Source organism: Methylomonas sp. MK1 (assembly GCF_000365425.1).
In the GTDB taxonomy this organism is placed as follows: Bacteria; Pseudomonadota; Gammaproteobacteria; order Methylococcales; family Methylomonadaceae; genus Methylomonas.
This window is the reverse complement of sequence record NZ_AQOV01000002.1, coordinates 1,189,185-1,202,529: the sequence shown is the minus strand read 5'-3', so window position 1 is coordinate 1,202,529 and position 13,345 is coordinate 1,189,185. Positions and strand designations below refer to the sequence as shown.

Annotated in this window: 15 protein-coding genes; 6 read left to right on the top strand and 9 right to left on the bottom strand. The window is 52.1% G+C overall.

Annotated elements, in window-relative coordinates; genetic code table 11:
• The first annotated feature begins 6 nt into the window (after nt 1–6).
• Nucleotides 7–1,623, top strand: a complete 1,617-nt coding sequence (locus tag G006_RS27320; RefSeq protein ID WP_020485449.1) for a methyl-accepting chemotaxis protein — start codon at nt 7–9, stop codon at nt 1,621–1,623.
• A gap of 48 nt (nt 1,624–1,671) precedes the next feature.
• On the opposite strand, the gene G006_RS0122320 is transcribed toward G006_RS27320, so the two are convergent.
• The 3 genes from G006_RS0122320 to G006_RS0122310 form a co-directional block, all read right to left on the bottom strand.
• Nucleotides 1,672–2,229, bottom strand: coding sequence for a Uma2 family endonuclease (locus G006_RS0122320; RefSeq protein WP_020485448.1), 558 nt, complete (start codon nt 2,227–2,229; stop codon nt 1,672–1,674).
• Nucleotides 2,230–2,242: 13 nt separating this feature from the next.
• Entirely contained in the window at nt 2,243–4,489 is a 2,247-nt protein-coding gene (locus tag G006_RS0122315) for a heavy metal translocating P-type ATPase (protein ID WP_020485447.1), read from the bottom strand.
• A gap of 66 nt (nt 4,490–4,555) precedes the next feature.
• Nucleotides 4,556–4,765 (bottom strand): heavy-metal-associated domain-containing protein, encoded by a 210-nt coding sequence (locus tag G006_RS0122310; RefSeq protein ID WP_020485446.1) that lies wholly within the window; start codon nt 4,763–4,765, stop codon nt 4,556–4,558.
• 120 nt (nt 4,766–4,885) lie between these two features.
• Between G006_RS0122310 and G006_RS0122305 the strand changes: the two genes are divergently transcribed.
• Genes G006_RS0122305 through mutM form a run of 4 tightly spaced genes read left to right on the top strand, consistent with a single transcriptional unit; the run spans nt 4,886 to nt 8,001 of the window.
• The gene (locus G006_RS0122305) at nt 4,886–6,091 is read left to right on the top strand and encodes an EAL and HDOD domain-containing protein (protein ID WP_020485445.1); all 1,206 of its coding nucleotides are present in this window, start codon (nt 4,886–4,888) and stop codon (nt 6,089–6,091) included.
• Between the two features lie 24 nt (nt 6,092–6,115).
• Nucleotides 6,116–6,553: a rhodanese-like domain-containing protein gene (locus G006_RS0122300; RefSeq protein ID WP_020485444.1), complete on the top strand. Its 438-nt coding sequence runs from the start codon at nt 6,116–6,118 to the stop codon at nt 6,551–6,553.
• Between the two features lies 1 nt (nt 6,554).
• On the top strand, nt 6,555–7,178 hold the full coding sequence (gene hflD / locus G006_RS0122295; protein WP_020485443.1) for a high frequency lysogenization protein HflD: 624 nt from the start codon (nt 6,555–6,557) through the stop codon (nt 7,176–7,178).
• A 7-nt stretch (nt 7,179–7,185) separates the two neighbouring features.
• Nucleotides 7,186–8,001 carry a bifunctional DNA-formamidopyrimidine glycosylase/DNA-(apurinic or apyrimidinic site) lyase gene (gene mutM / locus G006_RS0122290; protein WP_020485442.1) on the top strand — a complete coding sequence of 272 codons (816 nt, stop codon included), beginning with the start codon at nt 7,186–7,188 and terminating at the stop codon, nt 7,999–8,001.
• Nucleotides 8,002–8,006: 5 nt separating this feature from the next.
• Here mutM and G006_RS0122285 read toward each other — a convergent pair whose 3' ends face one another.
• Nucleotides 8,007–9,710 (bottom strand): ATP-binding SpoIIE family protein phosphatase, encoded by a 1,704-nt coding sequence (locus tag G006_RS0122285; protein WP_020485441.1) that lies wholly within the window; start codon nt 9,708–9,710, stop codon nt 8,007–8,009.
• A 75-nt stretch (nt 9,711–9,785) separates the two neighbouring features.
• Here G006_RS0122285 and G006_RS0122280 point away from each other — a divergent pair, with 75 nt between their 5' ends.
• Nucleotides 9,786–10,151, top strand: a complete 366-nt coding sequence (locus G006_RS0122280; protein ID WP_020485440.1) for a DUF6164 family protein — start codon at nt 9,786–9,788, stop codon at nt 10,149–10,151.
• 7 nt (nt 10,152–10,158) lie between these two features.
• Here the strand turns inward: G006_RS0122280 and G006_RS0122275 are convergent, their stop codons facing one another.
• The 5 genes from G006_RS0122275 to G006_RS0122255 form a co-directional block, all read right to left on the bottom strand.
• Nucleotides 10,159–10,395 carry a TIGR02647 family protein gene (locus tag G006_RS0122275; protein ID WP_020485439.1) on the bottom strand — a complete coding sequence of 79 codons (237 nt, stop codon included), beginning with the start codon at nt 10,393–10,395 and terminating at the stop codon, nt 10,159–10,161.
• A gap of 24 nt (nt 10,396–10,419) precedes the next feature.
• Complete coding sequence (locus tag G006_RS0122270) at nt 10,420–11,193, bottom strand: DUF3530 family protein (RefSeq protein ID WP_033194417.1); 774 nt, start codon at nt 11,191–11,193, stop codon at nt 10,420–10,422.
• Nucleotides 11,194–11,201: 8 nt separating this feature from the next.
• The gene (locus G006_RS0122265) at nt 11,202–12,272 is read right to left on the bottom strand and encodes an AI-2E family transporter (RefSeq protein ID WP_033194416.1); all 1,071 of its coding nucleotides are present in this window, start codon (nt 12,270–12,272) and stop codon (nt 11,202–11,204) included.
• A gap of 18 nt (nt 12,273–12,290) precedes the next feature.
• Nucleotides 12,291–12,926, bottom strand: a complete 636-nt coding sequence (locus tag G006_RS0122260; protein WP_020485436.1) for a DedA family protein — start codon at nt 12,924–12,926, stop codon at nt 12,291–12,293.
• Nucleotides 12,927–12,994: 68 nt separating this feature from the next.
• Nucleotides 12,995–13,315 carry a cold shock domain-containing protein gene (locus tag G006_RS0122255; RefSeq protein WP_020485435.1) on the bottom strand — a complete coding sequence of 107 codons (321 nt, stop codon included), beginning with the start codon at nt 13,313–13,315 and terminating at the stop codon, nt 12,995–12,997.
• Nucleotides 13,316–13,345: the final 30 nt, after the last annotated feature.

Sequence of the window (13,345 nt, the reverse complement as noted above, 5' to 3'; positions counted from 1 at the left end):
AATCCCATGTTTAAAAATACCTCGATCAAATCTTCACTGATCTTAATTGCATCAGCCTTGGCTTTTGCCAATCTACTGTTTGTTTTTTCGCTATGGCACGCTTTTCAATCCATAGACGAAAACTTGCAGGCAGCGACTCAAAAACAAAACACCTCGGACTATTTGTCTCATGTGCGTTTTCATGTTGTGCAGATTCAGCAATTTCTTACCGACGTCGGCGCCACGCACAGTGATGGCGGATTTGCGGAAGCCAAGCAAAATTTGGACGCGGCATTCGAGAATATCGACAAGGCGGCACAGTCTTACCCCAGTTTGCAAACGCAACTGGCAAGCTTAAGACAGCAAATCCAGGACATGCATGATGCCGGCGTAAAAATGGGCTGGGACTATATCAATCTGGGCAACGAGGCCGGCACGGCAACCATGAAAGCACCGAACACGGGGCTTGACGATACAGCTGTCCGCCTAACCGGCGAATTAAACAGGACTACCGAGCAACTTGACCGGGAACTGACCCTAGCCAAAGAGCAATTAAGTTCTTCTTTGCACGATTACAGCCTATCGAGAATTGCTTTTTCCATCGTGTTGCTATTGTTCGTGATGGTCTGTTTAAGCATGCTTTATTTCAAAATAGAGCCGCCATTGACCGCCCTACAAAAATCGTTATATCTGCTAAGACAAGGCGGCGGCGATTTGACCCGACGCATTCCGCACGAAGGCAGCGACGAAGTCGGCATTATCGTCACCCAGTTCAACGAATTTTTAAGCGTGTTACACAGTTTGATGCGGCAAGTGGCGATGGAGTCCGATCAGTTAAACACCGCTTCGAACCGCTTGAGCCAAATGTCCGAGCGGGTGCAAGAGGATATTCTGAAACAGCAAATGGGTACCGACCAGGTCGCGGCAACAGTGACGGAATTGTCCGCCACAGTCACAGAAGTGTCTAACAACACCGCCAACGCCGCACAAACTGCGCAGAGAAGCAGCGTCGCCGCCAACAACGGCAAGGCGGTGGTAACCAATACCGTGCAATCCATTCACGCGCTGTCGAACAATATCGACAGGGCCAGTACGGTGATCGGTAATGTCGAACAAAATTGCGTGAATGTCAGCTCAGTGCTGGATGTGATTCAGAGCATCGCCGACCAGACCAATTTATTGGCGCTAAATGCCGCCATTGAGGCTGCCAGAGCCGGCGAACAAGGTCGCGGCTTTGCGGTAGTGGCGGACGAAGTGCGCACGCTGGCCAGCCGGACCCAGGACTCCACGCATGAAATTCAAGCGATGATAGAACGCTTGCAGCAAGGCTCACGGGAAGCGGTAAAAGCCATGTCGGAAAGCCGGAATCAGGCTAAAGAAACCGTTGAAGTGATCGAAAGTACCGGCGAGTTGCTGGATAACATCTCAAGCATGGTGGCGCAAATTTCCACGATGAATACGCATATTTCCGACGCGGTGAAAGAACAAAAAATTGTGGTCGAGCACATTAATCAAAACATTAACTCGATTAATGACGTCACCATCAACAACTCAAGGGACGCGGAGCAAACCGCGCAAGAAGCCCATCATTTGCAAAAAATCGCCGGTAATTTGCATACCACGATTTCACAGTTCAAGCTGTAAACAGCCCAACGCGCTATTCGCTTCGGCGTCGAAGCCAATAGCGCGTCGTTACAACTCAAATACCTCCGCCAAGGGCAGAATCAACTCAGGCAAGCTCAAAAGGGGCAAATCTTCGTCGACACCGAATACGTCGGCATTGGCATGGCGGCCGTCCGCGCCCAGAAAAAAACGTTGCACGTAATTTTCCAAAGGATCGATCACCACATATTCCCTCACGCCGGCACGTTCGTAGAGCGCTTTTTTTTCACGCATATCTTTCAGCGCGGTGCTTGGGGACAATACCTCCACCACTAAATCCGGGGCACCGTGTATGGCTTTTTCGCCGATATTTTCCGGGTTGCAGACCACTAACAAATCCGGTTGCACGACGTCATGCTCGGAGAGAATGACGTCTACAGGTGCTATGAACGGTTTGCAAGGCTTACCTTTCAATGCGGCTATTAACTTTGCGGCAATCGTTATCACCACATTTTGATGCTTGATACTCGGCGCCGGACTCATGTTGTAAGGAACGCCGTCGATTAACTCCCAGCGCTCGTCGTCCGGCCAACCCAGATAGTCGGCGACGCTGAATGGATGCGTAGAGGATTTAGGTACGCTATTCATTTTTTACGCCTGCTCAAATATCCAGTTTAATCCAACGCAAACGGTTGGCGTTGCTGACTACCGTTACCGACGACATAGCCATAGCCGCACCGGCAATCATCGGGTTCAGCAGTATGCCGAACAGCGGATACAGCAAACCCGCCGCCACCGGAATGCCGATGGTGTTGTAGAAAAACGCGCCCAACAGGTTTTGTTTGATGTTGGCAACCGTCAACTTCGAAAGCGCCATCGCCTCGGAGACCTTTAATAAAGAACCTTGCAGCAACACAATATCGGCACTTTCGATAGCCACATCGGTGCCAGTACCGATGGCAAAACCGACATCGGCTTGCGCCAGAGCTGGCGCATCGTTGATACCGTCGCCGACCATACCGACAATTTCGCCTTGCTGTTGTAGGGCCTTGACCACAGCGGCTTTATCTTGCGGCAACACTTGCGCACGGACTTCGCTGATACCGGCCTGCGCGGCGATAGCTCGCGCCGTGATTTCGTTATCGCCTGTCACCATCAGTACGCGTATACCGCGCTGCCGCAATTGCTGCACCGCTGCGGCAGAATCGGCTTTAATCGGGTCGGCCACCGATACAATACCAACCACCGCGTTTTCCACTGCCAAGAACATTGGCGTCTGGCCTTTTCCTGCCAGTTCGGCCATTTTGTCGCGATGACTGCTCTCGTCGATGCCGTATTCCGCCAGCAATGCAGAATTGCCGAACAAACATTGCTGGTCGGCAATGCGCCCGACGATACCGTGACCGGCCACCGCCTGGAACTTTCTGACCCTGTCCAGCGTTAACTGTTTTTGCTCCGCTGCCGTCAGTATCGCCGCGGCCAAGGGATGTTCGGAGCCCGATTCCAGACTGGCGGCATACTGCAACACCCGGGCTTCGTCGTAATCGCCAAAAGCCATCACCTCTGCCAGACTGGGCTTACCGGCGGTTACGGTGCCGGTCTTATCCAAAATCAGACAAGTCAGTTTGCCGGCGCTTTGCAAGGCTTCGCCCTTACGGATCAATATGCCCATTTGCGCGGCGCGGCCCACCGCGACCATCACCGAAATCGGCGTCGCCAAACCCAGCGCGCACGGACAAGCAATTACCAACACCGTCATCGATGTCACAAACGCATAACCCATGGCCGGGTCGGGACCAAAGCTTAACCAAATTAAAAAGGTCAGTACTGAGATAATCACGACTGTCGGCACAAACACGGCGGAAATCTTGTCGGCCAGTTTGGCAATCGCCGGCTTGCTGTTTTGTGCCTGCCGTACGCTTTGAATAATCTGCGCCAAAGCGGTATCGCGGCCAATGCGGGTCGCGCTAAATAAAAAACTGCCTTGCTGATTGATGGTGCCGGCGGCGACACTAGCGCCTTCAACTTTCTCAACCGGCATCGATTCGCCGGTCAGCATGGATTCGTCGATAGTCGAGTGGCCTTCGAGTACCACGCCGTCCACGGCGATTTTTTCACCGGGTCTAACCCGCAAAGTTTCACCCAGACCGACTTGCTCAATAGGAATATCGATCTCTTGTCCCTCTCGCACCACCCGAGCGGTACGGGGTTGCAAACCGATCAGCGCGCGTATCGCCGCCGAGGTTTTACCCCGCGCCCGAGTTTCCAGCGCACTGCCCAGATTGATGAACGCCAAGATCACCGCCGAGGCCTCGAAGTAAGCATGAGCGGAAAGCGAAGGCAATTGACTGGAATAATCGATGACAATACAAGAATACAACCACGCCGAGCCTGTACCCAGCGCGATCAAGGTATCCATATTGGCCTGCTTGACCAGCAGCAATTTAAGCGCGCTATGAAAAAAATGCCCGCCGGAATAAAACATCACCGCCAGCGTCAGCAAGGCCACTTCGGACCAAAACACCGTGCCGGCGGCACTACCCATCGCCGGAAACAAGTCCAGATGCGCGCCCGCCATTAAGGGCAGGCCCAATACACCGGCCACGCCTGCCTTGCGCAGCAAATCGCGATAACGCTCTTCTTCCTGCTTTTCCTCTTCGCTCGGGTCTTCCAACCCTTCCATCACCGCCGCATCGTAGCCGGCGGATTTCAAGGCCTGCTTCATGGCTTGATGGTCCGGATTGCCGCCGACAGTGGCGGAATGATCGGCAAAATTAACGGCAACGGACTCGACCCCAGGTACCGATTGCAAGGCTGTTTCCACCGCGCTGACGCAACCGGCGCAACGCATGCCGAGTATGGAAAGGCGTATTTCCTGTTGCTGATTAGTCGATTGCTCTAAAGTCATAATGAGGATTCCCGAGAAATACCGTTTTGATCTGCGCCCAAAAGCGGACGACCGCCGATGCGGGCTTTATTCGACCTTGAAACCGGCGTCGGTGATAACGTCTTCGATTTCATCTAAGTCGGTTTGGGCCGGATCAAATTCGACTTCAACCCGCTTGTCTTTGTGCGAAGCCTGCACCGTTACCACACCGGCGATGGCCGACACTTTACTGACGATACTGCTCTCGCAACCGCCGCATTTCATACCGCTTACTGTCAATGACGCTGATTCGGACATATAAATCTCCATATGATTGAAATTGAGACTGGCCGGCCATTCTCGACTTAAACTATTTGAACATGGTATAAGGCGCGACCTATTCTCATGATAGTGCAATGATCGGGAGCCCGTAAATAAATGACAGATTTTCTGATTGGCAGACAGCAAATCCTGGACCGCCATCTGGACACTTTCGCCTACGAGATTTTATTCAGAGGCAAGGATTTCGATCTCAGTTTGAAAGATGGTGCCGCCAACGCCACTAATCAAGTCATCACCGATACGCTGTTGGAAATCGGCCTGAACGAACTGGTCGGCCCGCACAAAGCCTTCATTAATTTCACCACGCAAAACATACTCGACAAAACGCCGCTGCATTTGCCCAAAGAGCGCATCGTCATTGAAGTACTGGAAAGCGTGGCTATCGATGACAACATCGTCGCCAACCTGAAAGAATTATCGCAACTGGGCTATACCATCGCGCTGGACGACTTCGTCTTGTCACCGGAGTGGCTGCCTTTGCTGGAGTTTGCCGACATAATCAAGCTGGATGTGATGGCCGACGGCCTGGAAGGCACCCGGCAACTGATTGAACAGCTAAAACCCTATAAACTCAAATTGCTGGCGGAAAAAGTCGAAACACATCAGGAATTTGAAACCTTGAGAGAATGGGGCTGCGAGCTGTTTCAAGGGTTTTTCTTCAGCAAACCCAATATCGTTGAGGGCAAGCGGCTAGGCGTCAGCCAGACCGCCGCCATCCAATTACTATCCACCGTGAACAAGGCGGATGCCAGCTTTGCGGAAATCGGCAAGATTATCTCGCAAGACGTCGGGATGAGTTTTAAGTTGCTGCATTATTTAAATTCCGCATTTTTTAGCCTCCCGCAAAAAATAGAATCCATTCAGCATGCCATTGCCTGCCTGGGGCTGGTCGAGATCAAACGCTGGGTCAATATTCTGGCCTTATCGTCTATGTCCGGCAAACCGTCCTCGGTGCTGCAAAACGTGCTGATCCGCGCCAAAATGTGCGAATTGATAGCACGAGAACTTAAAGACGATCAGGAGCATTATTTTTTAATCGGAATGCTGTCGGGTTTGGACAGCCTGCTGGATATGCCGGCGACCAAAGTATTGGAACAATTGCCGCTGGCGGAAGATGTCGACGATGCCATTTTGAAATATCGCGGCAACGCCGGCGAAGCGTTACAATTCTGCATCGCCTACGAGCGCTGGGAGCCGGGCCTTAGCACCTTTCGTGATATAAATCCCGAGCGTATCGCCAACATCTATCTGGAGAGCATAGATTGGTGGGCGACGCGCATTTTACCTTTCTTGGCAGCTTGAGCCATCTACCCTACCGACATCATCATGAAATTGAGACTGACTTTATTCTGGCTAGGCTGTCTGTTCGCGGCCCATCTTTACGCCACCGAACTAGGCGTGGTCACGGCGGAACAACTGCTAAGCATGCAGCAAAACCACAATGCGCTGGTCGTGGACGTGCGCACCGCGCCGGAATGGCAAGCCACCGGTGTCATCGCCAATAGCCAGAAACTGGAATCGTTTGACGGCAACGGCCACTTCGACCAGGAAAAATGGTTAGCCAACCTGGAAAAAATGAAATCGTCGCCGGACCAACCCGTTATTTTGGTCTGTCGTTCCGGGAATCGCAGCGGCAAGATCGGCCAAATCCTCACCGAGCAACTGGGCATGAAAAATGTCTATCATTTATCCAATGGTATCCAGTCATGGATCAAAGACGGCCACCCGGTTAAAGCCGATTGTTTGACTACAGCTTGTAAGTAATATGTCCCTGAACACGCTCAGTAACCAAACCATCGCGCTGGCCGGCATCGCCCAGGCCTGCTCCTTGGTGCATCAGCTTGCCGGCACCGGCACTTGCCCAAACGCGGCGCTGGAAGCCAGCATCGCCAGTCTGCTGAAAATTGACGCAGACAGCGTGGTCGATGTCTACGGCGGCTTGATCGGTGTCGAACACGGCTTACAACAGCTTACGACGCAACTCGGCAGCCGGGTGCTGGCCAGCCCGGAGCAAGCCCGTTACGCCGCGCAGATCGTCTATTTGCAAAAACAACTGATCAAGCAGCCGGATATGCAAAACACCATACAGGCTGGTGTCAGTAAGGCCCAGGCTCAAGCCGAACATTTCGGCATACTGCATGAAAATGTGCTGGCCAATCTGGCCGACGTGTATCACAGCACGATCAGTACCCTGCAGCCACGAATCATGGTACAAGGCGACCAGCAATATCTGGGTAATCAAAGTACTGTAAACAAAATTCGCGCTTTGCTGTTGGCAGGCATTCGCGCCACTTTATTGTGGCGGCAATGCGGCGGCAGCCGTTGGAAGTTATTGTTCTTCCGCAAAAAAATCCAGGACGAAGCCAAGTTTCTACTCACCCAAATCTGACGCCAGCATGCCGGAACTTCCAGAGGTTGAAACCAGTCGGCGCGGCATAGCGCCGCATATTGCCGGAAAAACCTTTAAAGCCGTCATTGTCCGTCACCCCCAGTTGCGTTGGCCGGTGCCTGAGGCGCTGACCACCGATTTGCCGGGCCAACGCCTGGAAAGCGTCGAACGGCGCGGCAAATATTTATTGCTAGCCACTGCGCGTGGTACGCTGATTCTGCATCTGGGCATGTCGGGGAATTTGCGGATCACCACTCCCGAGCAAACTGTGCGCAAGCACGACCATATCGACTTCATTTTTGCCGACGACACAATATTGCGCTTTAACGATCAGCGCCGTTTCGGCGCGGCCTTATGGACTGCCGAGGACGCGATGTTACATCCCTTGCTGGCAACGCTGGGGCCTGAACCCTTATCGACGGCATTCGATGCAAGCTATTTGCAGCAGCGGGCGGCAAAGCGCGCGGTGCCGATCAAATCCTTGATTATGGACAGCCATGTCGTGGTGGGGGTGGGGAATATTTATGCCAGCGAAGCCTTGTTCTTAGCCGGAGTAAAGCCTGTTCGTCCCGCCGGAGAACTGGATACGCCGGCGTGCGAAGCGTTGGTGACGGCGATCAAAACCGTATTGCAACAAGCCATCGATAAAGGCGGCACCACGCTGCGCGACTTTAGCAATGCCGAGGGCAAACCAGGGTATTTTAAGCAATCCCTAAATGTGTACGGTCGCGGCGGACAAGCCTGTCTGCGCTGCGAGGAACCGATTCAGCAACTCAAAATAGGGCAACGCGCCAGCTACTATTGCGGAAATTGTCAAACCTAAGCCCATCAATGTTGCCAATCGAAAACGGCTGTCACTCGATTGCCGCAACCGTGGTAAACCAAGCTGCTACATAAAGTCTCCAACATGACAATTCCGCGTCCGCAGTAGGCCTCGTCTCCCTTTCGTACGCTATTGCGTCGCTGCCAATCAAAGCCGTTGCCGCTATCAAGGACTTTAACGACTAGGCGACCGCCCGACTCGGTCGCTTGATGTATAAACGATAAACGGATTCTGCCGCGCTGGAGCTGTTGCAAGCGCTCGTCCTTCATCGCATAAAAGCGCATGAAACCTTCCGGACTGCTCTTCAAATCGGAATCCAGACCCAGCACGCCATGGTCTAACGCATTCGCGAACAATTCGCTGACTATCATGAAAATATCCTGGCGATAATTCTGTAAACCCTGTATTTCCATTACGGTGTTGACCATTACCGGCACCGGATTGATAAGTCGCAGACTATCGATGTCAAACTCCATGACCTGCTTCCAGGTCGTCGCGGCGATACGCTGCCTGGGTAGCCGCACTTCTCGGCGCCCCCAGGGCACGCTATCGACCGCACAGCTCACAATAACCAAGGTATTGTCATCTTTCTGAACCGCGCCGCCGGTATGCGCCTCAAGGCTGGCCTGCAAGTTTCTGATGTCGTCGGATTTACTTTGCCGGATAGCGTTGAGGATACGTTCCCCGCCGAAAAGCTCGCCTTCGGCGTTTTCCGCCTCAAAAATACCGTCTGTGAGCAGATACAAACGCTGGTTCTCGCTGACCCGATGCAGTTGTTCTTCAATATCAATCGACGGCTGAATACCCAGCGGAATATTCAGGGAATGTATCGCCAAAAAGCTGTTGTCGGCATGATTGACTAAAAAATGCTCGGGCAACCCGCAGGTAATGCTTTTCATCGAAGACGACTCGGGATACAGCGCCACCACCGTGGCCGCCAAGAAACGGTTAGCCGGCAACATCCGATAAAGTTTGGCGTTAATCTCTGCAACGATTTCGTTAATATCGAAACCTTTACGCGTCATGCCATAGAAAATATCGGCCAAAGGCGTGGCGGCTATCGATGCGGACAAACCATGGCCGGTAAAATCGCCTAACAGCACATGCAAATGATTCTCCGGCGTTTTGGCAACCAAAACCAAATCGCCGTTGAACAAGGCCATGGGCGACATCACGACGGCCACGGCTTCGGTTTCCAGAAAGTCGGCTTTTAAGACATCGTTGAACAGTTTCGCCGCGACTTCATGTTCCAGGTCGGATGTCTGCCAATAGTCGAGCAACTGCGTTTTTTGCGCGTGCTCGTGCTGATACAACATCCGCAGTTTTAAGGACGAGCGAATTTTTAACAGTAATAAATGCTGATTGACCGGTCGACAAATTACTGCGTCAATCTCAACCGCCGCGCAATGATCCAATAACGTGTCGGTCAAAGCATCGGCAATCAATATGATAGGTAAGTAGGAATCGGCCGCATCGCGCATATCCGCTACCTGTCGCCAGGGCCAATCGCGACAGGCAATAATCAGTAAATCCACCGGCGCGCTTGTCAGCAGTTCAATCACCTCTTCCGCACTCGACGCCACCGCACAGCGAAAATCCTGCGCGCGCAACACACCCTGCAAACTATCCGCATTTGAATTCGCTCCAGTATCCTCCAGCAAAACAACAGAGGTTTGAGCAGGCAGTGGAAATGGGTTCGGATGATTCATTCTGAAGATAGTGCTCGGCTCTCGATGAATGCTTATTGATTTATAATCTGCGCTTCTCACACCATACGGCTGGCTATGACGATTTTATTTTTCTCGCTAAGAGGCGTACCCACGGACGAAGCGGACGATGTTCGGCAGTTACTGGCCGACAACGACATTGAATTTTATGAAACCTCGGCAGGCAACTGGGGTATTTCAATGCCGGCTATCTGGCTTTATCAACGCGATGACGTCGATAAAGCCAGACAATTATTCGACGAATACCAGCAACAACGCGCCCTAAACCAACGCGCGTTGTACCGGCAGTTAATGGCCCAAGGCGAATACCATGGCTTTTTACGCCACAACCTGAACAAACCCGTCCGCTTTATCGGCTATAGCTTGGTCATAGTCCTGATATTTTACGTCTCCTTGAAATGGTTGTTCGAGTTGGGCCTTTGAATCGTAGTTAGTTAGACTGCAAAATCGTCAACATCCGTTGGGCGTGTTCCGCCACTTCTATACCCAGGTCGGTCAGATAACCGCCGTCATGCTGGGTAACCAAACCTTTGTCGAACAGGCGTTGCGCCGCACCGATCAACACCGGATCGGCATTTCCATGCACCTTGACACCTTCTTGTACGGACTCCAGATTGAACAAGGATAAAAATTTAATTTCCGCGACCAATTCCTCGGATAAAAGCATGTGTTACACCCTTTGTAATAATTATTAATCTTCGCTGACCGTCGTGGTCAGCCAACTATATACGCGCTTTACAAGCAAATCGTAATCTTGTTGATAGCCGTGATCCTCGCCATCCATTCTTATCTGCCGATACACCGGATTATCCTTGCCGGCCATGCGCCGTTGCCGGGCGCTATCGAGCACTGCCGGCAAATCGAACTCGGCATACACATCCAAAAAAGGCAATTGCACTTTTTTAATCAAATCGAGGCTTTGCGCCTGCGTTGCGGTCGTTTGCGGCACCGGCAAACTAATCGATACCAGCGCCGTCACATCATTGGGTTTATCGCCGAGCCGATACGCGGCCATCAACGCCCCCATGCCATAGCCGATAATCGCGATATGTTTCGCACCGTTTTTTAGGAGATGCTCTACAGCCGCATCAATGCGCTCACGTGCCTCGTCGAACAGCGGGTAATAGTCATCAGACTGCGCACCGCTTTCCCTGATAGGCATCTGTACGGCAAGCGTAGCCCAATTATGCATCGGTAATGTGGTTCTCAAGCGATGAATCAAGGGCTTGGCATCGGGATGCTCGCCCATTTCGTGCAGTATGATTGCCACCCGACTATTGTCGGTCTTTTCCGCGTCGGTGTAGAGCGCCAGAAAAGTGTTGCCGGCGGATTTTAACCAAATCGCCTGCCCCATGGACAATTGTTGCTGTATGGCCGTCGCGAAGTCCTGCTCTCTGCTGCTATCGGTCGCAAACACCGGCGTCGAGATTAGCAATAATGCCGCGAATAACGACGCAATGCGCATGGCGAACACTAACCCTTGCTGTAAAAACCGCTGAAGGTATAGCGCTCATGGATATGCCGCAACAGCACCATAATCACCGACGCCACCGGCAAGGCCAACAAGACGCCTAAAAACCCGAACAGCTGACCGCCTGCCAGCACGGCAAACATCACCGCTACCGGATGCAAACCGATTTTGTTTCCGACCAGCCAGGGCGTCAACAGCATGCCTTCCATACTCTGCCCTACCGCAAAAACCATCAACACCGGCAATAAATGCATTGCATCCTGAAACTGTAGCAGCGCGGCGATGCACGCAAACACGATGCCGGTAATGGCGCCCATATACGGTACAAAACTAACCAAACCGGCCAGCATGCCTATCACCAAAGCCAACTCCAGATCCACCAGCCACAAGCCGACACTATAAATAATGCCCAACGCCAGCATCACATAAAACTGGCCGCGCATGAACGCGCCAAGCACATCGTCGGCTTCGCTAGCGAGTTTGGCAACGGTGCCGGCAAAGCGACGTGGAAACAAATCATGAATCCGCGCCACCAAGTCGTCCCAATCGCGCAGCAAATAGAAGGTGATTACCGGGATCAATACCAGATTCATCACCCAGCCGACGATGACGGCACCGGAATGGGAGACCGATTGAATCAGGTTTTCAGCAACGCCGCCGCCATCTTGCCAATGACTCCTGATCAGATTGATTAACTGATCTTCGCGCAACGGTCTAATCGTCCGTCCCAGATATTTTTGTAAACCCGGCACGACCGATTTGTTTATCCAGTTTAGATACGACGGCAGTTTGTCGATGAATTCACCGATCTGATACTCCAGGGCCGGGATAATGACGATCAGCAGCGCCGCTATCGAAAAAATGATACCGGAAAAAACCACCACGACCGCCAGCGTCCGATTTAAACGCCAGCCTCGGAATTGCAAAGTTTCCAGCCTATCCACGACCGGATCGCCCAAGTAGGCGAGAATCGCCGCGAAGGCAAAAGGCATCAGCACTGGCGCCAACACATACAACAGACCGCCGAACGCCAATATAAAGGCCAGTACAAACCACTTTTGCGAATCGTTCATTTCTACCATCATGCGCCCTTATTGCTTGGCTTGTTTACGGGCTTTCCAAACTTCCAGCACGATCGGCAAGATCGAAATCAGCACGATGCCCAACACTACCAACTCGAAGTTTTTCTTCACCAGCGGAATATTGCCGAAGAAATAGCCGGCAAACACGCAGATCAACACCCATGCCACTCCGCCGACAATGTTATACAGAATGAAAGTGCTGTAAGGCATTTTGCCTATCCCGGCCACGAACGGCGCAAAGGTGCGCACAATCGGTACAAAGCGCGCCAACACGATGGTTTTGCCGCCGTAGGTATCGTAAAACGCTTGGGCGCGATCAAGGTGTTCGCGGTTTACCCAGCTCAGCGAATAGGCGCGCTGACCAATGCTGCGGCCTATCCAATAGTTGACGGTATCGCCCAGCACCGCCGCAGCCGCCAAGACGCCAAGCAATATCGGCAGATTGAAAGCATCCATCGCCACGAATGCACCGGCGGCGAACAACAGGGAATCGCCGGGCAAAAACGGCATCACCACGAAACCGGTCTCGACAAAAATCACCAAAAACAAAATGGCATAGGTCAGCGTGCCGTAGTCGCTGATGATATTGGCCAAATGTTTATCGATGTGCAGCAGAATATCGGTCAAATAGTGTAGCCAGTCCATGTTTTACTCTTTTTGGTTAAAAAATCTCGGTCAATAGTATCTGCTACCAATGACAACTGTTCGGCACGCTATAAAAAATAAGCCGCTACCGCCGCACTTACCAAACCAAGTACCAACGCCAGCAGCCACAACCAGATTTTAGGTTTCGCGGTTTTTTGTTCGTAAGCCACGCCTTCGATGCGAGCATTGACGGCTTTTAATTTACCGCCGGTATCGCGGGCAACTTCATAGAACATCACATCGCCGCGCACAGGACGGCGGGCCATGCCTTTTAAAGAAGAAATATGGACAAAAATGTCTTTGTCGCCATTATCCGGCTGAATAAAGCCAAAACCTCTATCGTCTTTCCAGGTTTTTAAAACACCCTTTAGGATGGTCGTATCCGCCATCTTTTCACCTCTAGTTAATTATTATTCTTG

What these genes read in the sequence shown, in the direction of transcription:
- G006_RS0122285 (WP_020485441.1), bottom strand. Translation starts at nt 9,710, where the DNA reads ATGAATCATCCGAACCCATTTCCACTGCCTGCTCAAACCTCTGTTGTT.
- G006_RS0122300 (WP_020485444.1), top strand. Translation starts at nt 6,116, where the DNA reads ATGAAATTGAGACTGACTTTATTCTGGCTAGGCTGTCTGTTCGCGGCC.
- G006_RS0122270 (WP_033194417.1), bottom strand. Translation starts at nt 11,193, where the DNA reads ATGCGCATTGCGTCGTTATTCGCGGCATTATTGCTAATCTCGACGCCG.
- G006_RS0122280 (WP_020485440.1), top strand. Translation starts at nt 9,786, where the DNA reads ATGACGATTTTATTTTTCTCGCTAAGAGGCGTACCCACGGACGAAGCG.
- G006_RS27320 (WP_020485449.1), top strand. Translation starts at nt 7, where the DNA reads ATGTTTAAAAATACCTCGATCAAATCTTCACTGATCTTAATTGCATCA.
- G006_RS0122315 (WP_020485447.1), bottom strand. Translation starts at nt 4,489, where the DNA reads ATGACTTTAGAGCAATCGACTAATCAGCAACAGGAAATACGCCTTTCC.
- G006_RS0122320 (WP_020485448.1), bottom strand. Translation starts at nt 2,229, where the DNA reads ATGAATAGCGTACCTAAATCCTCTACGCATCCATTCAGCGTCGCCGAC.
- G006_RS0122310 (WP_020485446.1), bottom strand. Translation starts at nt 4,765, where the DNA reads ATGTCCGAATCAGCGTCATTGACAGTAAGCGGTATGAAATGCGGCGGT.
- mutM (WP_020485442.1), top strand. Translation starts at nt 7,186, where the DNA reads ATGCCGGAACTTCCAGAGGTTGAAACCAGTCGGCGCGGCATAGCGCCG.
- G006_RS0122255 (WP_020485435.1), bottom strand. Translation starts at nt 13,315, where the DNA reads ATGGCGGATACGACCATCCTAAAGGGTGTTTTAAAAACCTGGAAAGAC.
- hflD (WP_020485443.1), top strand. Translation starts at nt 6,555, where the DNA reads ATGTCCCTGAACACGCTCAGTAACCAAACCATCGCGCTGGCCGGCATC.
- G006_RS0122260 (WP_020485436.1), bottom strand. Translation starts at nt 12,926, where the DNA reads ATGGACTGGCTACACTATTTGACCGATATTCTGCTGCACATCGATAAA.
- G006_RS0122305 (WP_020485445.1), top strand. Translation starts at nt 4,886, where the DNA reads ATGACAGATTTTCTGATTGGCAGACAGCAAATCCTGGACCGCCATCTG.
- G006_RS0122265 (WP_033194416.1), bottom strand. Translation starts at nt 12,272, where the DNA reads ATGAACGATTCGCAAAAGTGGTTTGTACTGGCCTTTATATTGGCGTTC.
- G006_RS0122275 (WP_020485439.1), bottom strand. Translation starts at nt 10,395, where the DNA reads ATGCTTTTATCCGAGGAATTGGTCGCGGAAATTAAATTTTTATCCTTG.